Origin of the sequence: Streptomyces sp. NPDC059850, assembly GCF_042731515.1 — a bacterium.
Lineage (GTDB): Bacteria > Actinomycetota > Actinomycetes > Streptomycetales > Streptomycetaceae > Streptomyces.
The window spans coordinates 122,566-148,120 of sequence record NZ_JBHWJI010000016.1; the positions used below are offsets into that span (position 1 = coordinate 122,566).

At 71.8% G+C, this 25,555-nt stretch carries 27 protein-coding genes; 16 read left to right on the forward strand and 11 right to left on the reverse strand.

Features of this window, described 5'->3' with window-relative positions; translation table 11 throughout:
- Positions 1–40: 40 nt before the first annotated feature.
- The 3 genes from sodN (at position 41) to ACFV9T_RS15820 (ending at position 4,236) form a co-directional block, all read left to right on the forward strand.
- Complete coding sequence (sodN, locus tag ACFV9T_RS15810) at positions 41–436, forward strand: superoxide dismutase, Ni (RefSeq protein ID WP_385440423.1); 396 nt, start codon at positions 41–43, stop codon at positions 434–436.
- Between the two features lie 86 nt (positions 437–522).
- The gene (locus ACFV9T_RS15815) at positions 523–2,904 is read left to right on the forward strand and encodes a SpoIIE family protein phosphatase (protein WP_385440534.1); all 2,382 of its coding nucleotides are present in this window, start codon (positions 523–525) and stop codon (positions 2,902–2,904) included.
- A 120-nt stretch (positions 2,905–3,024) separates the two neighbouring features.
- Entirely contained in the window at positions 3,025–4,236 is a 1,212-nt protein-coding gene (locus tag ACFV9T_RS15820) for a serine hydrolase domain-containing protein (RefSeq protein ID WP_385440425.1), read from the forward strand.
- Positions 4,237–4,299: 63 nt separating this feature from the next.
- Here the strand turns inward: ACFV9T_RS15820 and ACFV9T_RS15825 are convergent, their stop codons facing one another.
- The gene (locus ACFV9T_RS15825; protein WP_385440427.1) at positions 4,300–5,331 is read right to left on the reverse strand and encodes a LysR family transcriptional regulator; all 1,032 of its coding nucleotides are present in this window, start codon (positions 5,329–5,331) and stop codon (positions 4,300–4,302) included.
- A gap of 261 nt (positions 5,332–5,592) precedes the next feature.
- On the opposite strand from ACFV9T_RS15825, the gene snpA reads away from it, so the two are divergent.
- Together snpA and ACFV9T_RS15835 are read left to right on the forward strand one after the other, a co-directional pair.
- A complete protein-coding gene (gene snpA / locus ACFV9T_RS15830) occupies positions 5,593–6,261 on the forward strand; it encodes a snapalysin (RefSeq protein WP_385440429.1) in 669 nt (222 codons plus the stop codon).
- 241 nt (positions 6,262–6,502) lie between these two features.
- Positions 6,503–6,697 carry a hypothetical protein gene (locus ACFV9T_RS15835; RefSeq protein ID WP_385440430.1) on the forward strand — a complete coding sequence of 65 codons (195 nt, stop codon included), beginning with the start codon at positions 6,503–6,505 and terminating at the stop codon, positions 6,695–6,697.
- Positions 6,698–6,701: 4 nt separating this feature from the next.
- Here ACFV9T_RS15835 and ACFV9T_RS15840 read toward each other — a convergent pair whose 3' ends face one another.
- Positions 6,702–7,166, reverse strand: a complete 465-nt coding sequence (locus ACFV9T_RS15840; protein ID WP_385440432.1) for an STAS domain-containing protein — start codon at positions 7,164–7,166, stop codon at positions 6,702–6,704.
- Positions 7,167–7,388: 222 nt separating this feature from the next.
- Positions 7,389–7,781 carry an STAS domain-containing protein gene (locus ACFV9T_RS15845; RefSeq protein ID WP_385440434.1) on the reverse strand — a complete coding sequence of 131 codons (393 nt, stop codon included), beginning with the start codon at positions 7,779–7,781 and terminating at the stop codon, positions 7,389–7,391.
- Positions 7,782–8,081: 300 nt separating this feature from the next.
- On the opposite strand from ACFV9T_RS15845, the gene ACFV9T_RS15850 reads away from it, so the two are divergent.
- From ACFV9T_RS15850 to ACFV9T_RS15860, 3 genes are all read left to right on the forward strand, one after another.
- Positions 8,082–8,720 carry an HAD family acid phosphatase gene (locus ACFV9T_RS15850; RefSeq protein WP_385440436.1) on the forward strand — a complete coding sequence of 213 codons (639 nt, stop codon included), beginning with the start codon at positions 8,082–8,084 and terminating at the stop codon, positions 8,718–8,720.
- A gap of 143 nt (positions 8,721–8,863) precedes the next feature.
- A complete protein-coding gene (locus tag ACFV9T_RS15855) occupies positions 8,864–9,814 on the forward strand; it encodes a beta-ketoacyl-ACP synthase III (protein WP_385440437.1) in 951 nt (316 codons plus the stop codon).
- 66 nt (positions 9,815–9,880) lie between these two features.
- Positions 9,881–10,252 (forward strand): VOC family protein, encoded by a 372-nt coding sequence (locus ACFV9T_RS15860; RefSeq protein WP_385440438.1) that lies wholly within the window; start codon positions 9,881–9,883, stop codon positions 10,250–10,252.
- 5 nt (positions 10,253–10,257) lie between these two features.
- Here the strand turns inward: ACFV9T_RS15860 and ACFV9T_RS15865 are convergent, their stop codons facing one another.
- The 3 genes from ACFV9T_RS15865 to ACFV9T_RS15875 form a co-directional block, all read right to left on the reverse strand.
- Positions 10,258–10,992 carry a helix-turn-helix domain-containing protein gene (locus tag ACFV9T_RS15865; RefSeq protein ID WP_385440441.1) on the reverse strand — a complete coding sequence of 245 codons (735 nt, stop codon included), beginning with the start codon at positions 10,990–10,992 and terminating at the stop codon, positions 10,258–10,260.
- 11 nt (positions 10,993–11,003) lie between these two features.
- On the reverse strand, positions 11,004–11,228 hold the full coding sequence (locus ACFV9T_RS15870; protein WP_385440443.1) for a hypothetical protein: 225 nt from the start codon (positions 11,226–11,228) through the stop codon (positions 11,004–11,006).
- An 85-nt stretch (positions 11,229–11,313) separates the two neighbouring features.
- Entirely contained in the window at positions 11,314–12,225 is a 912-nt protein-coding gene (locus ACFV9T_RS15875) for a glutaminase (protein ID WP_385440445.1), read from the reverse strand.
- 170 nt (positions 12,226–12,395) lie between these two features.
- On the opposite strand from ACFV9T_RS15875, the gene ACFV9T_RS15880 reads away from it, so the two are divergent.
- Complete coding sequence (locus tag ACFV9T_RS15880) at positions 12,396–12,986, forward strand: N-acetylmuramoyl-L-alanine amidase (protein WP_385440447.1); 591 nt, start codon at positions 12,396–12,398, stop codon at positions 12,984–12,986.
- Positions 12,987–13,025: 39 nt separating this feature from the next.
- Here the strand turns inward: ACFV9T_RS15880 and ACFV9T_RS15885 are convergent, their stop codons facing one another.
- A complete protein-coding gene (locus ACFV9T_RS15885) occupies positions 13,026–14,636 on the reverse strand; it encodes a Na+/H+ antiporter (RefSeq protein WP_385440448.1) in 1,611 nt (536 codons plus the stop codon).
- Positions 14,637–14,697: 61 nt separating this feature from the next.
- On the opposite strand from ACFV9T_RS15885, the gene ACFV9T_RS15890 reads away from it, so the two are divergent.
- From ACFV9T_RS15890 to ACFV9T_RS15905, 4 genes are all read left to right on the forward strand, one after another.
- Entirely contained in the window at positions 14,698–14,958 is a 261-nt protein-coding gene (locus ACFV9T_RS15890; protein WP_385440450.1) for a UBP-type zinc finger domain-containing protein, read from the forward strand.
- Between the two features lie 101 nt (positions 14,959–15,059).
- Positions 15,060–15,599, forward strand: coding sequence for a GNAT family N-acetyltransferase (locus ACFV9T_RS15895; protein ID WP_385440453.1), 540 nt, complete (start codon positions 15,060–15,062; stop codon positions 15,597–15,599).
- Positions 15,600–15,845: 246 nt separating this feature from the next.
- Positions 15,846–16,259: an anti-sigma regulatory factor gene (locus ACFV9T_RS15900; RefSeq protein ID WP_009715155.1), complete on the forward strand. Its 414-nt coding sequence runs from the start codon at positions 15,846–15,848 to the stop codon at positions 16,257–16,259.
- 17 nt (positions 16,260–16,276) lie between these two features.
- Positions 16,277–17,203, forward strand: coding sequence for an RNA polymerase sigma factor SigF (locus ACFV9T_RS15905; protein WP_385440455.1), 927 nt, complete (start codon positions 16,277–16,279; stop codon positions 17,201–17,203).
- Positions 17,204–17,540: 337 nt separating this feature from the next.
- On the opposite strand, the gene ACFV9T_RS15910 is transcribed toward ACFV9T_RS15905, so the two are convergent.
- Positions 17,541–18,047, reverse strand: coding sequence for a hypothetical protein (locus ACFV9T_RS15910; protein WP_385440457.1), 507 nt, complete (start codon positions 18,045–18,047; stop codon positions 17,541–17,543).
- An 83-nt stretch (positions 18,048–18,130) separates the two neighbouring features.
- Here ACFV9T_RS15910 and ACFV9T_RS15915 point away from each other — a divergent pair, with 83 nt between their 5' ends.
- Positions 18,131–19,099 (forward strand): diacylglycerol/lipid kinase family protein, encoded by a 969-nt coding sequence (locus ACFV9T_RS15915; protein ID WP_385440458.1) that lies wholly within the window; start codon positions 18,131–18,133, stop codon positions 19,097–19,099.
- 320 nt (positions 19,100–19,419) lie between these two features.
- Complete coding sequence (locus tag ACFV9T_RS15920; protein WP_003953983.1) at positions 19,420–19,677, forward strand: WhiB family transcriptional regulator; 258 nt, start codon at positions 19,420–19,422, stop codon at positions 19,675–19,677.
- Between the two features lie 136 nt (positions 19,678–19,813).
- Here the strand turns inward: ACFV9T_RS15920 and ACFV9T_RS15925 are convergent, their stop codons facing one another.
- From ACFV9T_RS15925 to ACFV9T_RS15935, 3 genes are all read right to left on the reverse strand, one after another.
- Positions 19,814–21,286, reverse strand: coding sequence for a sensor histidine kinase (locus tag ACFV9T_RS15925; protein WP_385440460.1), 1,473 nt, complete (start codon positions 21,284–21,286; stop codon positions 19,814–19,816).
- Between the two features lie 287 nt (positions 21,287–21,573).
- Positions 21,574–22,644 carry an SIS domain-containing protein gene (locus ACFV9T_RS15930; protein WP_385440462.1) on the reverse strand — a complete coding sequence of 357 codons (1,071 nt, stop codon included), beginning with the start codon at positions 22,642–22,644 and terminating at the stop codon, positions 21,574–21,576.
- A gap of 42 nt (positions 22,645–22,686) precedes the next feature.
- On the reverse strand, positions 22,687–24,276 hold the full coding sequence (locus ACFV9T_RS15935; protein ID WP_385440465.1) for a glycoside hydrolase family 3 protein: 1,590 nt from the start codon (positions 24,274–24,276) through the stop codon (positions 22,687–22,689).
- 354 nt (positions 24,277–24,630) lie between these two features.
- Between ACFV9T_RS15935 and ACFV9T_RS15940 the strand changes: the two genes are divergently transcribed.
- A complete protein-coding gene (locus tag ACFV9T_RS15940; protein ID WP_385440467.1) occupies positions 24,631–25,404 on the forward strand; it encodes a GntR family transcriptional regulator in 774 nt (257 codons plus the stop codon).
- Positions 25,405–25,555: the final 151 nt, after the last annotated feature.

Consider the following 25,555-nt stretch of genomic DNA (forward strand, 5'->3'; position numbering starts at 1 on the left):
TCGCACCTGAGAAGACGATCACGAATGGAAGGACAGCTCTATGCTCTCCCGCCTGTTCGCACGCAAGGTTCAGGTCAGCGCCCACTGCGACCTGCCCTGCGGCGTGTACGACCCGGCCCAGGCCCGCATCGAGGCCGAGTCCGTCAAGGCCGTCCAGGAGAAGTACCAGGCCAACGAGGACCCGCACTTCCGCGCCCGCGCCACCACCATCAAGGAGGAGCGCGCGGAACTGGCGAAGCACCACGTCTCGGTGCTGTGGAGCGACTACTTCAAGCCCCCGCACTTCGAGAAGTACCCGGAGCTGCACCAGCTGATCAACGAGACCCTGAAGGCGCTCAGCGCCGCCAAGGGCTCCACCGACCCGGCCACGGGCCAGAAGGCTCTGGACTACATCGCCCAGATCGACAAGATCTTCTGGGAGACCAAGAAGGCCTGACCCGGCCTCCGAGGCCGACCGACCGGCCCCTCGCCCGCACCCGGACCGCCACCGCGGCCGGGTGCGGTCTTCTTTTAACGCCCATACTGGAACACGTGGACGAAGCGGGCGCGGCGCGGGTCACCGTCGGCGGCGACGCCACGGTGACCGGCTGGAACGACGGTGCCCGGCGGCTGCTCGGATATCCGCCGTCGGAGGTGGTCGGGCGCCCCGCAACGGAGCTGCTGGCCGAACCGGTCTGGAGCGTGGCGGAGCGGGCCCGGGCGGTACGGGCACGCTGGCACGGCACGCTCGCGCTGCGCCGCCGCGACGGGCGGCGGGTGGAGGTCACGCTGCTGGCCCACCGCACCGGCGACGGCTGGCTGCTGATCGCCCCCGCTCCCGCCGACGACCTCGCGGAACCCTCCGACGCGAAACTCCTGACCTGGGCGTACGCCCAGTCGCCCTGCCCCATGGCGATCTACGACACCGATCTGCGGCTGCGCAACGCGAACGCCGAGATGGCGCGCGTCATCGGCCTGCCCGAGGGCGACCTCCAGGGGCTGCGGCTCGCGGACATCGGCGGGAAGCTGCGCAGCGAGGGCCTTGAGGCGCTGATGCGGTATGTGCTGCGGACCGGCGAACGGCGCCATGTGGAGACGTATCCGCGCACCGGGGGCGAGGCGCGGGAGCACGCCTGGTCCGCCCACTTCGCGCCGCTGAAGACCAGGGACGGTGAGGTGCACGGCGTGTGCCTGGCGGCGCACGACATCACCGAGCAGTACCGGGCCCGGCAGCGGCTGCTCCTGCTGAGCGAGGCCAGCGTACGGATCGGCAGCACCCTGGACATCAACCGCACCGCGCAGGAGCTGGCCGACGTGTGCGTACCGCGGCTGGCCGACTTCGTGACCGTCGAGCTGCTGGACCGGCTCGACCAGGACGCGGAGCCGCCGTCCGGCCCGCTCTCCGGCCCGGTCGTGCTGCGCCGCACCGCCCGGAAGTCGGTCATCGAGGGGTGCCCGGAGACGGTGGTCGAGCCGGGGCAGGTGGACACCTATCCGGAGGTCTCGCCGATGGCCGAGTGCCTGGTGGCGGGGCGACCCATCATCTACACCACCGACGACCCCGTCATCAGCGCGTGGATGGCCCTGAAACCGGCCCGCGGCGCCAAGATCGAGGAGTTCGGCATCCACTCGATCATGTCGGTGCCGATCCGGGCCAGGGGAACCACCCTCGGGGTGGCCGTGTTCATCCGCCACCGCAGCCCCGGGCCGTTCACCCAGGACGATGTCCTGCTGGCCGAGGAGATCACCACACGGGCCGCGGTCTGTGTGGACAACGCGCGCCGCTTCACCCGGGAGCGCGACACCGCGCTGGCCCTGCAGCGCAGTCTGCTGCCGCAGGCGGTGCCCCGGCCGTCCGCGGTGGAGGTGGCGTCCCGCTATCTGCCCGCCGGGCCGTACACCGCGGCGGGCGGCGACTGGTTCGATGTGATCCCGCTGTCCGGCGCGCGGGTCGCCCTGGTGGTCGGCGACGTGGTCGGCCACGGCATCCAGGCGTCGGCCACCATGGGACGGCTGCGCACCGCGGTACGCACCCTCGCCGACGTCGATCTGCCGCCGGACGAACTCCTCACCCACCTGGACGACTTGGTGATCCATCTGTCCGCCGAGACCGGGGGCGGGGAGTCCACCGGGGACGTGGGCGCCACCTGTCTGTACGCGGTCTACGACCCGGTGTCGCACCGCTGCACCATGGCCGCGGCCGGCCATCCCGCACCGGCCGTGGTCACCCCCGGCGGGGCGGTGGAGTTCGTACCGCTGCCGGTGGGTCCGCCGCTCGGGGTCGGCGGGCTGCCGTTCGAGGCGATGGACCTCGAACTGCCCGAGCACACCGTGCTCGCCCTCTACACCAACGGCCTGGTGGGCGGCTGGGACCGCGATGTGGACGAGGGGCGCGTGCTGCTGGCCGACGCGCTGGCCCACCCCGCCGCCTCGCTGGAGGGCACCTGTGACTCCGTACTGCGCGCGCTGCTGCCCGAGACCGGTGTGCTGGACGACGTCGCCCTGCTGCTCGCCCGCACCCACGCGCTGGACGCGGCGCACGTGGCCACCTGGGACGTGCCCGCCGACCCGGCCTGTGTCGCCCGGTCCCGCCGGGACGTCACCGAGCGGCTGACCGACTGGGGCCTGGACGAGGCCGCGTTCGCCACCGAACTGGTCGTCAGCGAGCTGGTCACCAATGCCATCCGGCACGCGATCCCGCCCATCCAGCTGCGCCTGATCCACGACCACTCGCTGATCTGCGAGGTGTCCGACGCCAGCAACACGGCCCCGCACATGCGCCGGGCCCGCACCTTCGACGAGGGCGGCCGCGGGCTGCTGCTGGTGGCCCAGCTCAGCCGGCGCTGGGGCAGTCGGCAGACCGCGGAGGGCAAGACCATCTGGGCGGAGCAGCCGCTGCCCGGCGCACCGCCCGAGCTGGGCTGATCCGCCGAGCGCCGGTGGCTGTCAGTGCCGTGTGGGAGTCTTCACGGGCAGCTCTCACCGGGGCGGCCCGTGCCGGGCGGCTCTCACCGGGCGGCTCTCACCGGACGAACGGGGACACGCATGGGCACCGGAGGATTCTCGACCGCGCGGCTGGGCCGGATGCACGACGTCATGGCCCGCCATGTCGAGCAGGGCGAGGCCCCCGGGCTCATCACGGCGCTCAGCAGGCGCGGTGAGACGCATGTCGATGTGCTCGGTACGAAGGCGGTCGGCACCGAGGACGCGATGCGCCGGGACACCATCTTCCGGATCGCCTCGATGACGAAGCCGGTCATCGCGGCCGCCACGATGATCCTGGTCGAGGAGTGTGTGCTGCGGCTGGACGACCCGGTGGACCGGCTGCTGCCCGAGCTGGCCGACCGCAGGGTGCTGCGCCGGATCGACGGACCGCTGGAGGACACCGTCGCGGCGGTCCGCCCGATCACCGTGCGCGATCTGCTGACGTTCCGGCTGGGCTTCGGTCTGCTGACGGCCCCGGAGGACACGTATCCGGTGGCGCGCGCCGCCCAGGAGCTGGGGGTCGGGGTCGGGATGCCGGACCCCACCGAGGCGCCGGACCCCGATGAGTGGCTGCGGCGCCTGGGCACCCTGCCGCTGATGCACCAGCCGGGCGAGAAGTGGCTGTACCACACGGGCTCCCAGGTGCTGGGCGTGCTCATCGCGCGGGCCACCGGCCGCCCGCTGGAGGCGTTTCTGCGGGAGCGGATCTTCGAACCGCTGGGCATGACGGACACCGGCTTCCACGTACCGCGCGAGAAGCTCGGGCGGCTGGCCACCTCGTACCTCGCCGACCCCGAGACCGGGAAGCTCGAACCGTACGACGGGGCCGAGGACAGCCGGTGGGCCGCCCCGCCCGCGTTCCCGGACGGCGGCGGGGGCTTGGTCTCCACGGTGGACGACTATCTGGCGTTCGGCCGGATGCTGCTGGACCGGGGGCGGTGCGGCGATGGCGGGCGCGTCCTGTCCCGGCCGTCCGTGGAGCTGATGACGACCGATCAGCTCACCCCCGCCCAGAAGGCGGTGTCCGGCCTCCTCCCCGGGGCGTGGTCCAACGTGGGCTGGGGGTTCGGGGTTTCGGTGGTCACCGGGCGGGACGGCGTCGCGGCGGTGCCGGGCCGGTTCGGCTGGGACGGCGGGCTCGGCACGTCCTGGGCCTCGGATCCCGAGGAGGAGATGGTGGCGGTCCTGCTGACCCAGCGCGCCCAGTTCCCGGCGTTCTCCCCGGTGTACCTCGACTTCTGGACGCTGGCCTACCAGGCGATCGACGACTGAGAGGGCTGAGGCAGCCGAGGCGGCCGGAGGCGGGGCCGGGCCACCGACGCGGCTTAGGCCCGGCTACGCGCCGTCCGACGGGCCCGCGAGGCCGATGTCGCCCGCCGGGACCGGCGTCCGGGCGTCACGTACGCGCACCAGCGGGCTGTCGTTGCGCACCAGCCACTGGCGGTAGGCGTCGCTCGCCCAGGCGATCTCCAGGTACGCGGTCTCCAACTCGGCGAAGAGCGCGTCGGCATCGGCGGAGACGGCCGAGGCGCCCGCGTCCGGCGCGCGCGAGGCCAGATACAGCCCGACCGACAGCGGATCCCCGTGCAGCGGCCGCACCGCCATGCCCGGACGCGACCGGGCCGTGGGCTGGCACGGGGCCACCACCTCCCCGGAGGCGACCAGGTCGGCGGCGGTCAGATAGTCCCCGTACACCACCCGGGGGTTCAGCCCGGCGGCGGTCAGGACCCGGCGCAGCCCGGTCCCCTCGCCGTCCCCCGCGGGGTCGACCATCCACTGGTCGTCGGCGAGGTCCGTGAGCCGCACCACCGGTGCGGCGGCGGCCGGATGCGTCTCGGCGAGGGCTACGAACTGCGGCTCGCGGGCCAGCAGCACCCGGCGCCGCACCCCCTCGGGGACCCGCAGCGGAACGCCCTCGACCTCGTGGACGAAGGCGGCGTCGAGCTGCTGCGCGGCGACCATCTCCAGCAGCGCGTTCGCGGACACGTCGATGTGGATGGTGGTGTCGGTGTCCGGGAAGCGGGCGCGGAGCCTGCGCAGCCACCCGACCACGGCCCGGCTGCCGGTGCTGCCGACCCGCAGGGCCTCGCCCGCGGTCTGCCCCACCTCCAGCCGGACCTCGCTCACCAGGGCGTTCATATCGGCCACTATGGGCCGGGCCCGGTTCAGCAGGGACCGTCCGAGCGGGGTGGGGCGGCTGCCGGTGACCTCCCGTGAGAACAACCGGCCACCGACGGTGTTCTCGATGCGCCGGAGCTGCGTCGTCAAAGAAGGCTGGGTCATGCCCAGCTGCCGCGCCGCCTTCCGTAGGCTGCCGGTGTCGGCGATGGCGCACAGCGCACGAAGGTGCCTCACCTCGAGCTCCACGGCGGGAGCATAACGGCGCCCTCGCGCGTCACACCAGCCTCTGAAACCGCGCCAATTCCCCTTTCTGCGGGGCGAGTCGGCGCATCGGGCGACCAATCGGCCCGCCCGGACCGGGATATGCCATGGGCCTATCGCCGGTTGGTATCTCCGCGCCACGCCCGATCTCCTCAAGACTCTGCGGCACCAAGAGTGCATCCCAGGGCTCCCACCGCCGCACCCCACACGGCGGCCGGGGCCCGAGGACGATGAGGAGCCCCCCACGTGACACTTCCCAAGCTGGCGCTGTCCGCGACCCTCGGCCTCGGTCTGGCGGCGAGCCTCGCCGCCGTGCCCGCGTCGGCGGCCACGCCCGAGAGCACCCGGTCCACGACGGCCACCACGACCGCCGGGTACGTCCCCGGCGCCGAGGAGAAGGCCGAGACCGACGCCTTCATCAAGGCCGTGATGAAGTCGGCGCTGGCCAAGCGGGCGAAGGCGCCCGGCCTGGCCGCCGCGGTCACCGTCACCTACAGCGCGAGCCAGGCGCCGACCTTCAAGTCGGTGATAGCGCGCAGCACCCAGATATGGAACGCGTCGGTGACCAACGTGAAGCTGCGGGAGGGCAGCAGTCCCGACTTCACCTACCGCGAGGGCAACGACTCCAGAGGCTCGTACGCGAGCACCGACGGCCACGGAAGCGGCTACATCTTCCTGGACTACAAGCAGAACCAGCAGTACGACTCCACGCGGGTCACCGCGCACGAGACCGGCCATGTGCTCGGTCTGCCGGACCACTACTCGGGCCCGTGCAGCGAGCTGATGTCCGGTGGCGGCCCGGGCACGTCCTGCAAGAACTCGCAGCCGAACGCGGCCGAGATCAGCCGCGTGAACCAGCTGTGGGCGAACGGTCTGGCCGCCCTGCAGAAGAAGGACCTGGCCAAGGCCCACTGAGCAGCTGAGCCACCCCGCAGCCCCCTGACTCCCTGAGCCACTGATCAGGGCACGCCGCCCGCACCCGGACCCCCGACGCCGGTGCGGGCGGCCGGTGTTTCCCGAAGGCGCCGCTCATGGATCGGCCACCGCACGCGGGGCGCTCTCGCGGCCGGGCGGAGGTACGGTGTATTCACCAAGGTTTCGCGCATTTCGGCCGGAATACCTCCAGGCCGGGGCCCGGCCCCAGGGAGTGAACACCATGGAGACCGTCGTCACCGTGGCCGTGATCCTGGCGATGATCGCCGTGGGTGCGCTGCTGATCCACCGGGTCAACGCCCAGACCGGCAACAAGATCGAGGCCGAGCGACACAGCGATGTCCCGGCCCGCCATCGCCACCGTCACCGTCACCACCCCCGCCGCCGGGGCCACCGGGTGGCCCCGCCCCGCGTCTGACGCGTCACCCCTCGCCGACCGCGTCCTCCACCGTGGCCACCGGGACGAGCGTGTCGAGCAGCCCGCCCACCCGCAGGGTGCGCAGGATCAGCGGGTCGGCGCACACCAGCCGCAGCCGGCCGCCGCGCTCGGCCACCCGCCGGTGGGCGCGGCACAGCAGCTCCAGCCCGGAGCAGTCGAAGAACGTCGTCGGCGTCAGGTCGACCACGACCTCGGGCACCGGGGCGCCCGTGGCGGCGTCCATCGCCGGGCCGACCGCCGACAGCCCGGCGATGTCGATCTCACCGTGCAGCGCCACGACGGTGAACCCGCCGATCCGGGACGTACGGGCGTACGGAGCCGGGTCCGGGTGGTCCGGTAAGCGGGATAAGCCACCGGCGGCCGCGTCGGACCCCGGCGCGGCGTCCGGCGTCGCGTGCGACGCCCCCTGCGGCATGGGCGCGCCACGGGGAGCGCCTTGCTGCGACATCACGAATTCCCCTCGGAACGGCACACTGCCCCCTTTCACCGTCCTCGGACTCCCGGAAGCGGGCAGAGTGGAGCGTCGGGTGCGATTCCGCCGGGCCCTGGGTGACGTGCAGGCGAGCGTAAGGGGGTGACCGTCGGTTACAGAGAGAGGGACGCGGCATTCCCCTAGCGAAAAACCCTCGTTCGAGTGAAATACGTTTCTTCCTATTGACGCCTGATCAGCTCAGGCGAGCACGTCGCCGCTCCCGCCGCCCGCCGCGTTCCCCGCGCCCGCGACCGCCGGTGTCAGATCCTCCAGCACCTCGAAGGCGCCCTCCAGCCGGACCATCCGCAGCAGCCGCAGGAACCGCGGGTCGACGATGACCAGCCGCAGCCTGCCCTCCCGCTCCAGCACACGGTTGCGCAGCCGGCACAGTAACGACAGCCCGGCGCAGTCCAGGAAGGTGACCCGCCGCAGATCCAGCACCAGATCCGGACATCCCGTACGGGCCAGGGAATCGAGCCGTGCGGAGATCCGTTCCGTGGCGAAGATGTCCAGCTCTCCCGCGACCTCAGCGACCGTGACACCGCCCAGCGCACGCACACGGACACCGAAGGCGGGCCGATCATCGAACATGCAAGCCTCCTCGGCAGGGTGGAGGCGCGCGACACCGGAGCTCTGGGGGTGACACGACGTCCGGGCGGGGTGCGTGCACCGCCGGGTCCAGGCCGGCCCTTCAGTACATGACATACCCATCTAACGGCTGACCAGTCAAAGAACGGCCCGGCACGTGTCGTTGGCCTATTTCGGGCCCGGAAAGCCCGCTGAGCGCGAATCGTTACTCATCAGTAAACGCAGCGGTCTTCTCATGTCCACCGTCGAACGTGAGCATGCCACCCGGGGAAACACTTCGACACGACGACGAGGACGGAACCCATGACTGCAGCACGCTTGCGATCACGACGGCTCGGCGTGACGGCGGTGGCCGTGGCCATCGCCATCGGCCTGGGCGGTACGGCCACCACGGCCACCGCCGCGACCACGTCGGCCGCCACGCCGAGCGCCGCCAGCACCACCGCCGCGAAGGTCGACTACGAGACCTGGAAGCGCGATGTGAAGGCCGTCATCGACCAGGCCCGGCCCTACGTCGAGGAGCGCACCCAGAACCCCGGGGGCCAGAAGCAGGCCATCGTCCTGGACATCGACAACACCTCGCTGGAGTCGGACTTCAAGTTCAGCTACCCGGCGCCCGCCGTGGACCCGGTCCTCCAGCTCTCCCAGTACGCGCAGTCCCGTGGCGTGGCCCTCTTCTTCGTCACCGCGCGTCCGGACATCCTCACCCTGCCCACCCAGTTCAACCTGGAGAACGTGGGCTACAAGGTGGCCGGGCTGTACGTACGCGGGCTCGGCGACCTCTTCATGGAGGTCGGCGCGTACAAGACCGCCAAGCGCGTGGAGATCGAGAAGAAGGGCTACACGATCATCGCGAACATCGGCAACAGCGCCACCGACCTGGTGGGCGGCCACGCCGAGAAGACCTTCAAGCTCCCGGACTACGACGGCCAGCTCTCCTGACGTCAAGGCCATGAACGCGGTGGCGGCCGAGTGCCGGAAGGCCGCCACCGCCTGCTGGAAAGGCCGAATCCTCCAGATCTCGGGCCGATTCGTTGGCACCTGCCCACGCTTCGGACGGGCCCGCGTGCCCCAAGACTGGACTGATGACCGGTTCACGCGTACGGGCGCTCGGGCACTACCAGCCCGCGAAGGTGCTCACCAACGACGACCTCGCCGCCATGGTCGACACCAGCGACGAGTGGATCCGCGCGCGGGTCGGGATCCGCACCCGCCATGTGGCACGCCCGGACGAGACGGTGGACGAGATGGCCGCGGCGGCCGCCGCCAAGGCCCTCGCCCACAGCGGCCTCGCCCCCACCGACATCGACATGGTGCTGGTCGCCACGTCCACCGCGATCAACCGCAGCCCCAACATGGCCGCCCGCGTCGCCGCCCGGCTGGACCTGGCCAGCCCCGCCGCCATGGACATCAACGTGGTGTGCGCCGGGTTCACCCACGCCCTGGCCACCGCCGACCACGCGATACGGGCCGGATCGGCCACCAGCGTGCTGGTCATCGGCGCGGACAAGTTCACCGAGGCCGCCGACTGGACCGACCGCTCCAGCTGCGTCCTGCTGGGCGACGGCGCGGGCGCGGCCGTGGTGACGGCGGACGGGGACGCGGGCGGGAAGCCGGGCATCGGGCCGGTGGTGTGGGGATCGGTGCCCGAGCTGGGCAACGCCGTCCGTATCGAGGGCACCCCGCCGCGCTTCGCGCAGGAGGGCCAGTCCGTGTACCGCTGGGCCACCACCCAACTGCCGCCCATAGCCCGCGAGGTGTGCGCCCGGGCCGGGTACGAGCCGGAGGACCTGGCCGGGGTCGTGCTCCACCAGGCCAACCTGCGGATCATCGAACCGGTCGCCCGTAAGCTCGGCGCGGTCAACGCGGTGATCGCGCGCGATGTCGTGGACTCCGGGAACACCTCGGCGGCCAGCATTCCGCTCGCCCTGTCCAAGCTGGTCGAACGCGGCGAGATCCCCTCCGGGAGCCCCGTGCTGCTGTTCGGCTTCGGCGGCAACCTGTCGTACGGCGGCCAGGTCATCAGCTGCCCGTAGAGGTCCCTCGTGCCGGTGTCCGATTCGTTCAAGACCGGCGGATCACGGGCTGCCTACGCTGCCCGCATGACACCACGATTCGACGCGATCGGCCTGGTCGTCGCGGACATGGCCGCCTCCCTCGCCTTCTACCGCCTGCTCGGCCTGGACATCCCCGCCGGGGCCGACACCCAGCCACACGCCGAGGCCACCCTGCCGGGCGGGCTGCGCCTGATGTGGGACGCGGCCGAGACCGCGCCACCGAGCGGGCCCGGACGGATGGCGCTGGCCTTCCTGTGCGACAGCCCGGCCGAGGTGGACGCGGTGTACGCCAAGCTCACGGAAGCGGGCGTACGGGGCTCCAAGGAGCCCTGGGACGCCTTCTGGGGCCAGCGCTACGCCACCCTCCTGGACCCGGACGGCAACCAGGTCGACCTGTTCGCCCCACTGCCCGCCTGACGGCCCTAGGGGGCATCGCGGCGCTCCTGGGCGGGTCCCAGCAGCCCGCCCAGGGGTACGCCCGCCAGGCCCCGCACCTCGCGGGCCAGGTGCGCCTGGTCCGCGTACCCGGCCAGCGCCGCCACCTCCGCGTACGGCACCCCGCCGCGCGCCAGCTCCAGCGCGCGGTTCAGCCGCAGCACCCGCCCCAGCGTCTTGGGCCCGTACCCGAAGGCCGCCAGCGACCGCCGGTGCAGCTGCCGCGCGCCCAGGCCCACCACCCGGGCCACCTCCGCCACGCCGCGCCCGTCCGAGAGCCCCGCGACGACCTCGCCCACCACCGGATCGGCGGGCTCCGCGTCCCGCAGCCGGTCCAGCGCCACGGCCTCCAGCACCCGCCCCACCTGCCCGGCCTGCCCATCGAAGGCCCGCTCCGCCAGGCGGCGCACCTCGGCCTCCGGCCAGAGCGCGGCCAACGGCACCCGCTGATCGCGCAGTTCACAGGCCGGTACGCCCAGCACGGCGGGACCCGCCCCCGGGGCGAAGCGCAGCCCCACGGCGCGCGTCCCCGCGTCCCCGCCCGCCAGGTGGGCGCGGGTATCGGGCCCGGCGACCAGCAGCCTGCCGTCGGCCCAGATCAGATCCGTACAGCCGTCGGGCAGGACCCGCTGCGGCCCGGCGCCGACGGTGCGGGACCACACCACCGCACCGCCGCCGAGCCGCGACGCCCGCTCCCGGTAGTCGCTTCCGCCATCGCTCAAGGGACCGTCGCTCAAGGGACCTCGCGCAGATACATCGCGCCGCACGAGTGGCAGAAGGGCCCGGAGTCGCCCGTGGCCCACATGTCCGCCGCCTGCGTCTCGGCGTCCGGGGCCAGCTCGCGGCCGCACATCGCGGTCGTGCCGTTGCCCCGGACCATGTGCCAGATCTTGACCGGCGCGCCCGCCACCCGCCCGGAGCTGCCTTCCTCGTACTCCGCGCGCATCTCGTGCTGCATGGCGCCACACCTCCTGCTACCCCTCCATGCTCCCGCCGCCACCCGCCCGGCGCCACCCTGGAGGCCCACGGACGCCGGACAGGGCCTAGAACACCGACCACCCGGTCACCGTCGTGAAGTGGTCCAGCGCCGCCACCCCGGCCACCGAGTTGCCGCGGGCGTCCAGACCGGGGCTCCAGACGCACAGCGTGCACCGGCCCGGGATCACGGCGATGATCCCGCCGCCCACACCGCTCTTGCCGGGCAGCCCCACGCGGTACGCGAAGTCGCCCGCCGCGTCGTACGTCCCGCAGGTGAGCATGACCGCGTTGACCCGCTTCGCCTCGCGCCGCGACAGCAGCCGGGAGCCGTCCGCGCGCTCTCCGTGGCGGGCCAGGAAACCGCCCGCGAGGGCCAGGTCGCGGCAGCTCATCTCGATCGAGCACTGCCAGAAGTAGTGGTCGAGGACGGTCTGTACGGGGTTGTCGAGGTTGCCGTAGCTCGCCATGAAGTGGGCGAGCGCGGCGTTGCGGTCGCCGTGGCCGGACTCGGACTCGGCGACGTCCGCGTCGAAGGCCAGCTCCGGGTTGCCGCTCTCGGCGCGCAGGAAGTCCAGCATGGTGGTGCTGGCGTCGCCGGTGAGGCTGTGCAGCCGGTCGGTGACGACCAGCGCGCCCGCGTTGATGAACGGATTGCGCGGGATGCCGTTCTCGTGCTCCAGCTGCACCAGGGAGTTGAAGGGGTTGCCCGAGGGCTCCCGGCCGACCCGCCGCCACAGCTTCTCGCCGTCCTGCGCGAGGACGAGCGCGAGGCCGAACGCCTTGGAGATGGACTGCACGGAGAAGGGGCGCTCCCAGTCGCCGACGCCGGTGACGTTGCCGTCGACGTCCGCGAGGGCGATGCCGAAGCGGTCCGGGTCGACCGCGGCGAGCGCGGGGATGTACTGGGCCACCTGACCCCGGCCGATGTGGGGCGCCACATGGGCCGCGACCTCGTCGAGTACGTCCTGGTAGTGCATGGTGCGGTGGTTCTCCTGCGCGTCGTCGGGCGGATCAGTCGCACCATAACGGCCGCTCTCCACCACCCCTCAGCCAGGACTCAATAACCCACCGTGTTTTTGGGTAAGCATACGGTGATACAGGCGGGCCGCGACCGGCGCCCGCCGCATGATTCAGAACGGAGGCGGTCATGGCCTCACCCATGTCCGCGGGGGACTTCCTGGCGGGATTGAAGAACGAGGGCCTGCGCGTGGTGCAGGTCGGCGACTGGCGCAACCACAACCGGAACCACAAGGGGCCGTGGGGCAGCGTGCACGGGGTGATGATCCACCACACCGTCACCTCCGGCACCGCACTCACCGTCGAGATCTGCCGCGACGGCTACGCAGAGCTGCCCGGCCCGCTGTGTCACGGCGTGATCGCCAAGGACGGCGGAGTGCATCTCGTCGGCTACGGCCGCGCCAACCACGCGGGGCTCGGCGACGACGAGGTCCTGCGCGCCGTGATCGCCGAAACGGCGCTGCCCGCCGACAACGAGGCCAACACGGACGGCAATCGCGCGTTCTACGGCTTCGAATGCGAGAACCTCGGCGACGGCAAGGACCCGTGGCCCGAGGCCCAACTGGACGCGACGGCCCGGGCAGCGGCGGCGGTCTGCCGCCGCCACGGCTGGACCGAGCGGTCCGTGATCGGCCATCTCGAATGGCAGCCGGGCAAGATCGACCCCCGGGGCTTCTCGATGGACTCGATGCGCGCCCGCATCCGCGAGCGGCTGAAGTAGAAGATCCATCCGAAGTGGGCGGGCCCCGGCCGGAGACGGTCAGGGCCCGTCCTCCGCCGTTTCCTCCCGGTACGCGGCCGCCTCCTCCAGGTCCAGTCGGCGCAGCAGCGTACGGAGCATCTCGTCGTCGATCCGGCGCGCGTCCCGCAGCTTCACGAACACCTCGCGCTCGCTGCCGATCACCTCGCGCGCCAGCCTGCGGTAGGTGTCGTCCGCCGACTCCCCCGTCACCTCGTTGACCGTGCCGAGCCGTTCCCACACCGCGTTGCGGCGCCGCTCCAGCACATTGCGCAGCCGGTCGGCGAGCGGCGGCGGCAGCGCGTTGCGCTCATCGGCGAGGAGTTCGTCCAGCCGGGCCTCGGCCGCCCGCGAGGCATCGGCCTGCGCCTGGGCCTCGGCGAGCGTCTCGGCCCGGAGGTCGGGCCCCGGCATCTTCAGCGCACGGATCAGGGCGGGCAGGGTGAGCCCCTGGACGACCAGCGTCCCGATGACGGTGGTGAAGGCCAGGAAGAGGATCAGGGTGCGGCCCGGGAAGTCGCCTCCGCCGTGCACGGTCTCCGGGATCGAGAAGGCGATGGCCAGCGACACCACTCCGCGCATCCCGGCCCAGCCGACGATGACCGCCGCCCGCCAGTCGGTACCGGGCTCCCGCTCCCGGATCCTGGGGAAGAGCTTGCGCGGTACGAAGGTCGCCGGGAAGACCCAGAGGAACCGCACGGCCACCACGGCCAGGAAGAGGGCGGCCGCGTACCAGGCCGCCTCGCCCGCCCCGAACTCCCCCAGCCCGCCCACCACGAACCGCAGTTGCAGCCCGATCAGCGCGAACACGGCCGACTCCAGGATGAAGGCGATCATCTTCCAGACGGCCGCCTCCTGGAGCCGGGTCGCGAAGTCGACCTGCCAGGAGCGGTGTCCGAGGTAGAGCGCGACCACCACGACGGCCAGCACGCCCGACGCCTCGACCTGCTCGGCGGCCGCGTAGGCGGTGAAGGGGATCAGCAGCGAGAGGGTGTTCTGCAGCAGCGGATCGCGCAGCCGGGTACGCATCCAGTGCAGCGGCACCATGAGGACCAGGCCGACGCCGACGCCGCCCACCGCCGCGAGCAGGAACTCCCACGTGGCATGGGTCCAGGTGGCGCCCTCCCCCACCGCCGCGGCGAGCGCCACCCGGTAGGCGGTGATCGCGGTCGCGTCGTTGACCAGGGACTCGCCCCGCAGGACGGTCGTCAGCCGGGAGGGCAGCCCGACCCGGCGGGCGATGGCGGTGGCCGCCACCGCGTCCGGCGGGGCGATCACCGCGCCCAGCACCAGCGCGGCGGTCAGCGGCAGCCCGGGCACCAGCAGATGGGCGATCCAGCCGACGGCGAGCGTCGCGAACAGCACATAGCCGAACGACAGCAGCGCCACCGGCCGCAGATTGGCGCGCAGGTCCAGATAGGAGCTGTCGAGCGCGGCGGTGTGCAGCAGCGGGGGCAGCACCAGCGGGAGCACGACCTCCGGCTCCAGGGTGTAGTCCGGCACCCCCGGCAGATACGAGACCACCAGCCCGGCCGCCACCAGCAGCAGCGGCGCGGGCACCGGAGTGCGCCGGGCCAGACCCGCGATCGCCGCGCTGCCCGCGACCAGCATCAACAGCGGAGTTACGTCCATGCCCCGGCCCGTCCCGATTCATCGGCTTCGTCGGCTCGCCCAGCGCCTTAGTCTGGCAATCATGAAGGAGTGCCCCCACGTTCCGGCCCTGCCGCGCCCCGAACCGGAGCCGCTGAACGCCACCTGTCCGGAGTGCCGGGCCCTCGACAGCCATCCGGTGCAGCTGCGGATCTGTCTGGAGTGCGGCTATGTGGGGTGCTGCGATTCATCGACCTATCGACACTCCACCGGGCACTTCGAGAAGACCGGGCATCCGGTGATGCGCAGCTTCGAACCGGGCGAGGACTGGCGCTGGTGCTACGTGGACCTGCTGATTGTCTAGCCGCGCCCACCGCCCCGGGCGGGGCGGAGGCGGGGCCCGGGACCTGCCGCGCGGAGGAATCGGCTGCCGCGTTGTCGGTGCGGCGAGCTAGCCTTCACCACATGATCCGATCAGCGAAGCCGTCCGACGTCCCGGCCATCCTCGCGATGATCCGCGAGCTGGCCGCGTACGAGCGGGCACTACCGGAGGCCAAGGCCACCGAGGAGCAGCTGCACACCGCGCTCTTCGGTGCGCATCCGGCGGTGTTCGCGCTGATCGCCGAGGAGACCGGCGACGGCGCGCCCGTGCCGGTCGGCTTCGCCCTGTGGTTCCGTAACTTCTCCACGTGGACGGGCACCCACGGGGTGTATCTGGAGGATCTGTACGTCACGCCGCGGGCCCGCGGCGGCGGCCACGGCAAGGCGCTGCTGGCCGAGCTGGCACGGATCTGCGTGGAGCGGGGCTATGCCCGCTTCGAATGGTCGGTGCTGGACTGGAACGAACCGGCGATCGGCTTCTACGCGTCGCTGGGCGCGGAGCCGATGGACGAGTGGACCGTACGAAGGCTGTCGGGAGAACCGCTGCGGGCACTGGCCGCCCAGGCGCCGGGCATAGCTTCGACCTGCGGTTCGTTGAGTGAGGCGACATCTCTTTCGAATTGAGACCGCAGACCCCTAGCCACGCTGCGTACTCATATGCTTACTATGAGTGATATCGGGAATGTTCATCTCGGGGGTTCACCCGTGACGGGGGCCGTGCTTCGTCCGGGCGACACCGAGTGGCAGATCGCGATAGCGTCGCAGCCGAACCGCACATCGCGCCGGTCCGTTACCCCTCCACCATAAGGGCATATGGCCGACGCTCCAATCAGCTCAGCTCAAACAGCTTGTGTCACCTTGGAGGTGAGGGTGTCCCAGATCGCAGGCGAGCCCGGGACCCAGGACTTCGTGGAAGTCCGGCTGCCCGCTGCGGGGGCCTATCTGTCGGTGCTGCGGACGGCGACCGCCGGCCTGGCAGCCCGCTTGGACTTCACCCTCGACGAAATCGAGGATCTGCGCATCGCGGTCGACGAGGCCTGCGCGATCCTGCTGCAGCAAGCCGTCCCCGGCAGTGTGCTGAGCTGCGTCTTCCGACTGATCGACGACGCACTGCAGGTGACCGTGGCGGCTCCGACCACTGACGGCCGCGCCCCCGAGCGCGACACCTTCGCCTGGACGGTGCTCTCCGCACTGGCGGGCAAGGTGGATTCGACCGTCGCCGAGGACCGTACGGTCAGCATCAGCCTGTACAAGGAGCGCGGCGCCGGCCCCGGACAGCCGTGACGGACAAAGGGGGCTCCGTGAGCACTGCATCATCGCGGGGAGTACGTACCCCGGCCATCCCGCACCCGCCGGCCCGACCGCATCCCGCGGACTCGGAGGCGGCAGGAGACCGACCAGAGCGGGCGGACCACATGGATCAGCACGAGCAGGAGCAGGTGCGTCAGCAGCACGATCCGCAGCCGCACGATCCGCACGACCGGAGCGGCGCGCGGGCGATGTTCGTCGAGCTGCGGGGGCTCCCCGACGGCTCCGCGGAGCGGGCCGAGCTGCGCAACAACCTCGTGCGCATGCACCTGCCCCTGGTCGAGCATCTGGCCCGGCGCTTCCGCAACCGCGGCGAGCCGCTGGACGACCTGACCCAGGTGGCCACCATCGGACTGATCAAGTCCGTCGACCGGTTCGACCCGGACCGCGGTGTGGAGTTCTCGACCTACGCGACCCCCACGGTCGTCGGCGAGATCAAGCGGCACTTCCGTGACAAGGGCTGGGCGGTGCGGGTGCCGCGTCGGCTCCAGGAGCTGCGGCTCTCGCTGACGACGGCCACCGCCGAGCTGTCCCAGCGGCACGGGCGCGCCCCGACCGTCCATGAGCTGGCCGAGCATCTGGCCATCTCCGAGGAAGAGGTGCTGGAGGGCCTGGAGTCCGCCAACGCGTACAGCACGCTGTCGCTGGACGTACCGGACACGGACGACGAGTCCCCGGCGGTGGCCGACACCCTCGGCGCGGAGGACGAGGCGCTGGAGGGCGTCGAGTACCGCGAATCCCTCAAGCCGCTGCTGGAGGATCTGCCGCCGCGCGAGAAGAAGATCCTGCTGCTGCGCTTCTTCGGGAACATGACGCAGTCGCAGATCGCGCAGGAGGTCGGCATCTCCCAGATGCACGTCTCCCGGCTGCTGGCGCGCACCCTGGCCCAGCTGCGGGACCGGCTCCTGGTCGAGGAGTAGCGAGCAGTGCCCGGGGCCACCCCCGGGCACAACCTTGCCCACACGGCCAGCCGCTCCAGCGGAAGAACGGATCCAGGAGCCGGAGCCCCGGCGGAGCCGAGGGGCGAAGCCCGGCGAGGCCCAGGGGCAGAGCCCCAGCGGGGGTCCAAGAGCCGGAGCCCCAGCGGGGTCCAGGGCGGAGCCCGGCGGAGGTCCAGAGGCGAAGCCCCGGCGGGGGTCTAGGAGCCGGAGCCCCGGCGGGGCCCAGGGGCGCAGCCCCGGCGGGGTGTGGGGCGGAGCCCCGGCTCGGGGCCCGGGGGCTTGCCCCCGGTTCGGGAAGGGGCGGGGTGGGGAACTTCTAGGCGTCGCGCGGGCCGATACCCAGCGCCTCCGTCGCGGTCGGGTTGATCAGCATGCCCAGGACGGTGACGGCCGCGATGGCGGTCAGCAGACCGATGATGATCAGCCCGCCGCCGTTCTGCACCAGCGTCCAGGCCACCGGCAGCGCCATCAGCTGAGTGATCATCGCGGGGCCACGGCTCCAGCGGCGCCGCAGCCACAGCCCACGGGCCGCCAGCAGCGGCAGCAGGGCCAGGGCGAGCACGGTGATCCCGAGGGTCTCCGCCTGCTCCGGGCTCTCAGGGTTCCCGGCGAGGCCCATGATCAGGACGTAGACCCCGAACCCCACGAGCACCAGGCCCTCGACGGCGGCCAGCACCGCGGCCACGGTCAGCCGCGCCGGACGGGGCCCGGCGGGCGACGCGTCGGCGGTCTCGGCGGCGGGGGCGGGCGTCTCGGCGGTCTTGGTGGCCTTGGCCGTCTTGCCGGGGGCGGACTTGCCGGGGGCGGGCTTCTTCCTGCTCACCCCAGCAGCGTAGCGGCCGCACGGCCCCGGCGGGTGGGCCCGGGGTTCGGGGGTCGGCCCGGCGGGTCGGTAGGCTGGCGCCCATGCGCGCACTCCTCGTGGTCAATCCGGCAGCAACCACCACCAGTGCCCGCACCCGTGACGTCCTGTTCCACGCGCTCGCCAGCGATCTGAAGCTCGACGTGGCGACCACGGAGTACCGGGGGCACGCACGCGACCTGGCCCGCCGCGCCGTCGACGGCGGCACCCATGAGCTGGTCGTGGCCCTCGGCGGCGACGGCACCGTCAACGAGGTCGTCAATGGGCTGCTGCACAACGGCCCCGCACCGGGCGAACTGCCGCGCCTCGCGGTGGTCCCCGGCGGCTCCACCAACGTGTTCGCCCGCGCCCTCGGTCTGCCCAACGACGCCGTCGAGGCGACCGGCGCCCTGCTGGACGCGCTCCGGGACGGCACCGAGCGCACCGTGGGCCTCGGGCTCGCGGCCGGTACGCCGGGCACCCCGGACGAGTCGGTGCCCGCCCGCTGGTTCACCTTCTGCGCGGGCTTCGGCTTCGACGCGAGCGTGATCGGCCGGGTCGAGCAGCAGCGCGAACGCGGCAAGCGTTCGACCCACGCCCTCTACATACGGCAGATGCTGCGCCAGTTCTTCGGGGAACCGAACCGGCGGCACGGCAGCATCACCCTCGGGCGGCCCGGCCAGGACCCGATCAGGGACCTGGCGCTGTCCATAGTCTGCAACACCTCCCCGTGGACCTTCCTGGGCAACCGCCCGATCTACGCCGCGCCGCGCGCGTCCTTCGACACCGCCCTTGACGTGCTGGGACTCGGCAAGCTGTCGGCGCCCGCGATGACCCGCTACGCAGCTCAGCTGGCGATGTCGACACCCGACCGGGGACCCCACGGCAAGCATGTGGTAGGGCTGCACGATCTGACGGACTTCACCTTGCAATCCCAGGCGCCACTGCCGTTCCAGATGGACGGAGACCACCTAGGACTGCGTACGAGCGTGACGTTCACAGGCGTACGCCGTGCACTGCGTGTGATTGTGTGAGTCAGACCCCATAAAGTCCTTGTAGTCGAACGTTTAGGCTGGGATCCACCCACGGGAAGTACGGCTGTGATACAGCCGACACCAAGGAATCAAAAAAAACTTTCCGGAAGGGGTTGTATCCGCCGCCGAGGTTTGCGAATCTCTTCTTGGCGATCGGGACGGCCGGACGAAAGGCCCCCTTGAGAGCCCGAACCCCCTCCTCAAACCCACGGGAACGCACCAGCGCCCAAACTGGCGGCGTCCCTGTCCTTGTCAGGGGATTCGTGAAAGCGTTCACATTCACAAGCAACAAGCCCGCAATACGAGGAGATGGAGCAGCCATGGACTGGCGTCACAACGCCGTTTGCCGCGAGGAAGACCCCGAGCTGTTCTTCCCCATCGGCAACACCGGTCCTGCGCTGCTGCAGATCGAGGAAGCCAAGGCCGTCTGCCGCCGCTGCCCCGTCATGGAGCAGTGTCTGCAGTGGGCGCTTGAGTCCGGCCAGGACTCCGGCGTCTGGGGTGGACTCAGCGAGGACGAGCGCCGCGCCATGAAGCGCCGTGCCGCTCGGAACCGGGCGCGGAACGCCAGCGCCTGACCCTGATACGCCCCGTGGCCCCCGAGCCGCAGCGCGCAGTAGCCCCGATGCGCACAGCAACGTGAGCTTTTGAGCCCCGGACCATCCCGGTCCGGGGCTCAGTGCGTTGTCCGGCCGATGAACCCGGTGAAGCGGCTCAGGACTTCTCGGCGGCCACCGGTATGTCGAGGACCACACGTGTGCCGCGCTCCGGAGCGGGCACCATGTCGAAGGTGCCGCCCAGTTCGCCCTCCACCAGGGTGCGGACGATCTGGAGGCCGAGGTTTCCGGCGCGCTGGGGGTCGAACCCCTCGGGCAGCCCGCGCCCGTCGTCCTGGATGATCACCATCAACCGGCTCTCCTCGCCGGTGCCGCCGCGCACCGCCGAGACCTCGACCGTGCCCTGCTCCCCCGGCCCGAAGCCGTGCTCCAGCGCGTTCTGCAGCACTTCGGTGAGGACCATGGACAGCGGGGTGGCCACCTCGGCGTCGAGGATGCCGAACCGTCCCGTGCGGCGGCCGGTGACCTTGCCGGGCGATATCTCGGCCACCATCGCCAGCACCCGGTCGGCGATGTCGTCGAACTCGACCCGCTCGTCCAGCGTCTGGGACAGCGTCTCGTGGACGATCGCGATCGAACCGACCCGGCGCACCGCCTCGTTGAGCGCCTCCCGCCCCTGGGCGGAGTCCATCCGGCGGGCCTGCAGCCGCAACAGCGCGGCCACCGTCTGCAGATTGTTCTTCACCCGGTGGTGGATCTCCCGGATGGTGGCGTCCTTGGTGATCAGCTCCCGCTCGCGGCGGCGCAGTTCGGTGACGTCCCGCAGCAGCACGAGCGAGCCGATGTGCACACCCTTGGGCTTGAGCGGGATGGCCCGCAGCTGGATGACGCCGTTCTCGCCGCTCTCGACCTCGAACTCGCGCGGCGCCCAGCCGCTGGCCAGCTTGACCAGGGCCTCGTCCACCGGGCCGCGCGCCGGGGCCAGTTCGGCGGTGGTCTCGCCCAGGTGGTGGCCGACGAGGTCGGCGGCGAGCCCGAGCCGGTGGTAGGCGGAGAGGGCGTTGGGGCTGGCGTACTGGACCACGCCGTCCGCATCGAGCCGGATCAGCCCGTCGCCGACGCGCGGCGAGGCGTCCATGTCGACCTGCTGGCCGGGGAAGGGAAACGATCCAGCGGCGATCATCTGGGCCAGGTCGGACGCGCTCTGGAGGTAGGTCAGCTCCAGTCGGCTGGGGGTCCGTACGGTCAGCAGGTTGGTGTTGCGCGCGATCACGCCGAGGACCCGGCTCTCCCGGCGGACCGGGATGGACTCCACCCGGACCGGGACCTCCTCTCGCCACTCGGGATCGCCCTCGCGGACGATCCGGCCCTCGTCGTGCGCGGCATCGAGCATGGGACGGCGGCCACGGGGAACGAGATGGCCGACCATGTCGTCCTGATAGGAGGTGGGCCCGGTGTTGGGCCGCATCTGTGCGACCGAGACATAGCGGGTGCCGTCGCTGGTCGGGATCCACAGCACAAGGTCGGCGAAGGAGAGGTCGGAGAGCAGCTGCCACTCCGATACCAGCAGGTGAAGCCACTCAAGGTCGGATTCGTCGAGGGCGGTGTGCTGGTGCACGAGATCGTTCATGGAGGGCACACTGCGAGCCTACCCGGACGCGGGATAAGCCGATTCGCACATAAGCGTGGACAGAAGATACTGGTCTAGTCCAGAATGGCCAACGATGCGATCTTCGCTCTCCCCGCACAGGAGGGCGGATCGAGGCACGCGGCGCGCTCTGCCCTGACCGCTCCGTACGCCTCTTGTGGTCGGCTGCTCGGCCGACGAGCTCCGGGCTGCGGTGCCGGGTGGGTTGAGGGTCCCGCCCCGGCGCCGCGGCCCGCGGGTGTTTTCACGGCCTTTACGCAGCAGCCGTCTCAGCGGGTCTCGGTGACCTTCGCCAGCGCGCGCGGCGCGTCCGGGTCCTGCCCCCGGGCGATGGTCACCTCGTACGCCAGCATCTGCAGCGGCAGGATCTCCAGGATCGGCTGGACCTCCTCGGCGACCCCCTCGGTGGGCAGGGCGAATCCGGCGGACGCGCGGTCCACCTCGGCCCGGCTGCCGATCACCACGAGATCCGCGCCGCGGCCGCGCAGCCGCTCCAGGACGGGCTGCAGCGCCTGGCCGCCCTTGCCCTCGGTGACGATCGCGATCACCGGCGAGATGTTGTCGACCATGGCGAGCGGGCCGTGCAGCAGATCGGCGCCGGAGTAGGAGAGGGCCGGGATGTAGCTGGTCTCCATCAGCTTCAGGGCGGCTTCCTTGGCGGTGGGATAGCCGTAGCCCCGGGAGGTGAGGACCATCCGCTCGGCGAACCGGTAGCGGCCCGCGAGCTGCTTCACCTCGGCCCGGCGGTCCAGGATCTGCTGGGCGAGGTCGGGCAGCACCTTGGCGTGCGCGCCATCGCCGCCGCGCAGCCCCTCGACGAAGAGGTAGAGGGCGAGGAGTTCGGCGGTGTAAGTCTTGGTGGCGGGCAGCGCCTTCTCGGGCCCGGCCAGCACGTCGATGTGGAATTCGGAGACGGCGGCCAGGGGCGAGTCCGCGTTGTTGGTCACCGCCAGGGTGATCGCCCCGGCGGCCCGGGCGGCCTCGGTGGAGGCGACCAGGTCCGGGGAGCCGCCGGACTGGCTGACGGTGATCACCAGGACGTCGGTGAGGTCCTGCCGCGCGCCGTACGCGGTGGTGGTGGACATGGAGGTCAGGCCGCACGGCTTGCCGAGCAGCACTTCGAGCAGGTACTTGGCGTACAGCGCCGCGTTGTCGGAGGTGCCCCGGGCGGTGAGCAGGACGAAGCGCGGTGCGCGCGCGGCGATCCGTTCGGCGATCTCGCGGATCTTCGGAGCGCCCTGGTCGAGAATGCGGCGCAACACCGCGGGCTGCTCGTTCATCTCGCCGGACATGATCCGGCCCGGCTGATCTCTGCGCGGGTCCGTCGTCGTGGCGGACATACTGGGTGCCTCCAGTGGGCTGTGCGGGCGATGCGTGGAGTGTCAGTGCCCGGCCTCGTTGCCGGTGGTGACGCCGGTGATGACGCCAGGAGTGATGCCGGTGATGGCTTCCGCGGCCGCCTGCCCGCAGACGCGGGCGGCGCCGTGCGTCGCGATGTGCGGGGCGCCGAGGGGCGGTGCCTGGGGCACGCCCATTTCCACGACGACCGTGTCGGGCCGGGCGGCGAGCAGGGCGTCCAGGACGCCGGCCATCCAGCCGTGGCGGTGGACGTCGCGTACCACAGCGACGATCCTACGATCCGCCGCCGCGTCGAGCATCCGCGTGACCACGGCGGACACCTCCTGCGCCGCGGTGTCCTCGGGGCCATAGGCGGCGGTCGTGGTGCCGGGGAGCAGCCGGGTCAGTTCGGCGGCGACGCCCCAGGGGGTCTGGTCGCCCACCGCGATGCTGGCCACCGGGGTGAGGGCGGCGACGAAGACGGGTCCGGCCGGGGGCCGGTACGCGGGGGCGCCCGCCGCCGGGGTGATCCGCAGGGCGCGGCGGGCGGCGGCGAGCCCCACCTCCGGGGCGGGCGCGATGCCCCGCGCGGCGTCCGGCCCTCCGGCACTCCTCGCCCACTCCCCCAGGGCCCGGACCCGCCCGGCCGCCTCGGCCAGCCGCGCCTCGGGGAGCCGCCCGGCGCGTACGGCCGCGACCAGCGCGTCCCGCAGCCGCAGCACGGTGTCCTCGTCGGCGAGGCCACCGCCGACGCAGATCGCGTCGGCCCCGGCGGCGATGGCGAGGACGCTGCCCCGCTCGATGCCGTACGCGTCGGCGACGGCCCGCATCTCGATGCCGTCGGTGACGATCAGGCCGTCGAAGCCGAGCCCGCCGTCCACGACCGGGGCGCGCAGCAGCCCGTGGAGGGCGGCCGGGCTGAGGGTGGCGGGCAGGGCCGGGTCGAGCGCGGGCAGCAGGATGTGCGCGCTCATCACGGCCTTGGTACCGGCGGCGACGGCCGCGCGGAAGGGCACCAGTTCGCGGGCGGCCAGGGTGTCGGGCCCGGCGTCGATGCGCGGCAGGGCGTGGTGGGAGTCGACGGCGGTGTCGCCGTGCCCGGGGAAGTGCTTGGCGCAGGCGGCGACCCCGGCGCCCTGCAGCCCCTCGATCCAGGCGGCGGTGTGCCGGGCGACGAGCTGGGGCGAGGCGCCGAAGGAGCGGACACCGATGACCGGATTGTCCGGGTTGGAGTTGACGTCGGCGGACGGCGCCCAGTTGAGGTTGATGCCGCAGGCGGCCAGCCTGCGGCCGAGTTCGCGGGCGACGGAGTGGGTCAGCCCGGTGTCGTCGATCGCGCCGAGGGCCAGGTTGCCGGGGAAGGAGGAGCCGCCGCGTACCTCCAGACGGGTGACGTCGCCGCCCTCCTCGTCGATCGCCACCAGCACGTCGTCGCGCTCGGCGCGCAGCTGGGCGGTGAGCGCGGCGACCTGTTCGGGCGAGGCGATGTTGCGGCCGAACAGCGCGACGGAGGCGAGCCCCTCGCCGAGCCGCCGCCGCAGCCAGTCGGGGGCACAGGTGCCGGTGAAGCCGGGCTGGAGGACGGTGAGGGCGTTCCGGGTGAGGGTGGCCGAGCCGTGCGCGAGGGTCGTCATGGACGTGGATCTTCCCTTCAGCGCGCCGGAAGGCAGTCCAGCGACACCAGCGTTGCCGCGACTTCCGTCGCCGCCATGAGGTCACACGTCACGGCGCCCTACTCCCCACATCGCCGATTGAGAGGTTTAATGGTTTAGACCACTTCACTGCAGAGTGTCTCTCGACCTATAGGGGTGTCAAGCGTGGACAACGCCGCTTCGGGGTCCGTTACCGGACCGACATCTCTCGACATCCGGGCAGCGAAGCCACCCCGGACCCAGGGCGTGCCACGATGTGAGCCGCTGAAATCATCAGAGGCCGGTGACGGCAGCACACCAGACGTCGGAAAGGGCGCGATGGAGACCGAGGGGGCAATGGCGGCGACGGCCACGGCGGCCACCGCCGAGAGCGGCAGCAGCTCCGCCGGGACGCGCACCGCGCGCGTCCCGAAGTACTACCGCCTCAAGCGCCACTTGCTGGAGATGACCGAGACCCTGCCGCCCGGCACCCCGGTACCCCCGGAGCGCACCCTGGCCGCCGAGTTCGACACCTCCCGCACCACCGTGCGGCAGGCGCTCCAGGAACTGGTCGTCGAGGGGCGGCTGGAGCGGATCCAGGGCAAGGGCACGTTCGTCGCCAAGCCCAAGGTCTCCCAGGCGCTCCAACTCACCTCGTACACCGAGGACATGCGCGCCCAGGGCCTCGAACCCACCTCCCAGCTGCTGGACATCGGCTATGTCACCGCCGACGAGCGGCTGTCCGCGCTGCTGGACATCGCGACCGGCGGCCGGGTGCTGCGCATCGAGCGGCTGCGGCTGGCCAGCGGTGAGCCGATGGCGATCGAGACCACCCATCTGTCGGCCAAGCGCTTCCCCGCGCTGCGCCGCAGCCTGGTCAAGTACACCTCGCTCTACACCGCCCTGGCCGAGGTGTACGACGTGCACCTGGCCGAGGCCGAGGAGACCATCGAGACCTCCCTGGCCACCCCGCGCGAGGCCGGGCTGCTGGGCACCGACGTCGGGCTGCCGATGCTGATGCTCTCGCGCCACTCGCTGGACGCGGCGGGCGATCCGGTGGAGTGGGTGCGCTCGGTGTACCGCGGCGACCGCTACAAATTCGTGGCCCGGCTCCAGCGCCCGAACGGCTGACCTCGCCCCTCGGCTCCGCTTCTTTCTCATACCGATATGCGGACGGGTAGTGACGGCTGCCGGTCCCCGGGCTTAGATTCCTGCGCACTGCACAAATGATCAGCGTGCATGATCAGCACGTCTGATCAGCGCTGATCACTCAGGTCGCAGG

Coding starts and splice junctions, on each gene's coding strand:
- sodN (WP_385440423.1), top strand. CDS start 41: ATGCTCTCCCGCCTGTTCGCACGCAAGGTTCAGGTCAGCGCCCACTGC.
- ACFV9T_RS15820 (WP_385440425.1), top strand. CDS start 3,025: ATGGGCACCGGAGGATTCTCGACCGCGCGGCTGGGCCGGATGCACGAC.
- ACFV9T_RS15835 (WP_385440430.1), top strand. CDS start 6,503: ATGGAGACCGTCGTCACCGTGGCCGTGATCCTGGCGATGATCGCCGTG.
- ACFV9T_RS15840 (WP_385440432.1), bottom strand. CDS start 7,166: ATGTCGCAGCAAGGCGCTCCCCGTGGCGCGCCCATGCCGCAGGGGGCG.
- ACFV9T_RS15845 (WP_385440434.1), bottom strand. CDS start 7,781: ATGTTCGATGATCGGCCCGCCTTCGGTGTCCGTGTGCGTGCGCTGGGC.
- ACFV9T_RS15850 (WP_385440436.1), top strand. CDS start 8,082: ATGACTGCAGCACGCTTGCGATCACGACGGCTCGGCGTGACGGCGGTG.
- ACFV9T_RS15855 (WP_385440437.1), top strand. CDS start 8,864: ATGACCGGTTCACGCGTACGGGCGCTCGGGCACTACCAGCCCGCGAAG.
- ACFV9T_RS15860 (WP_385440438.1), top strand. CDS start 9,881: ATGACACCACGATTCGACGCGATCGGCCTGGTCGTCGCGGACATGGCC.
- ACFV9T_RS15870 (WP_385440443.1), bottom strand. CDS start 11,228: ATGCAGCACGAGATGCGCGCGGAGTACGAGGAAGGCAGCTCCGGGCGG.
- ACFV9T_RS15875 (WP_385440445.1), bottom strand. CDS start 12,225: ATGCACTACCAGGACGTACTCGACGAGGTCGCGGCCCATGTGGCGCCC.
- ACFV9T_RS15880 (WP_385440447.1), top strand. CDS start 12,396: ATGGCCTCACCCATGTCCGCGGGGGACTTCCTGGCGGGATTGAAGAAC.
- ACFV9T_RS15885 (WP_385440448.1), bottom strand. CDS start 14,636: ATGGACGTAACTCCGCTGTTGATGCTGGTCGCGGGCAGCGCGGCGATC.
- ACFV9T_RS15890 (WP_385440450.1), top strand. CDS start 14,698: ATGAAGGAGTGCCCCCACGTTCCGGCCCTGCCGCGCCCCGAACCGGAG.
- ACFV9T_RS15895 (WP_385440453.1), top strand. CDS start 15,060: ATGATCCGATCAGCGAAGCCGTCCGACGTCCCGGCCATCCTCGCGATG.
- ACFV9T_RS15915 (WP_385440458.1), top strand. CDS start 18,131: ATGCGCGCACTCCTCGTGGTCAATCCGGCAGCAACCACCACCAGTGCC.
- ACFV9T_RS15920 (WP_003953983.1), top strand. CDS start 19,420: ATGGACTGGCGTCACAACGCCGTTTGCCGCGAGGAAGACCCCGAGCTG.
- ACFV9T_RS15925 (WP_385440460.1), bottom strand. CDS start 21,286: ATGAACGATCTCGTGCACCAGCACACCGCCCTCGACGAATCCGACCTT.
- ACFV9T_RS15930 (WP_385440462.1), bottom strand. CDS start 22,644: ATGTCCGCCACGACGACGGACCCGCGCAGAGATCAGCCGGGCCGGATC.
- ACFV9T_RS15935 (WP_385440465.1), bottom strand. CDS start 24,276: ATGACGACCCTCGCGCACGGCTCGGCCACCCTCACCCGGAACGCCCTC.
- ACFV9T_RS15940 (WP_385440467.1), top strand. CDS start 24,631: ATGGCGGCGACGGCCACGGCGGCCACCGCCGAGAGCGGCAGCAGCTCC.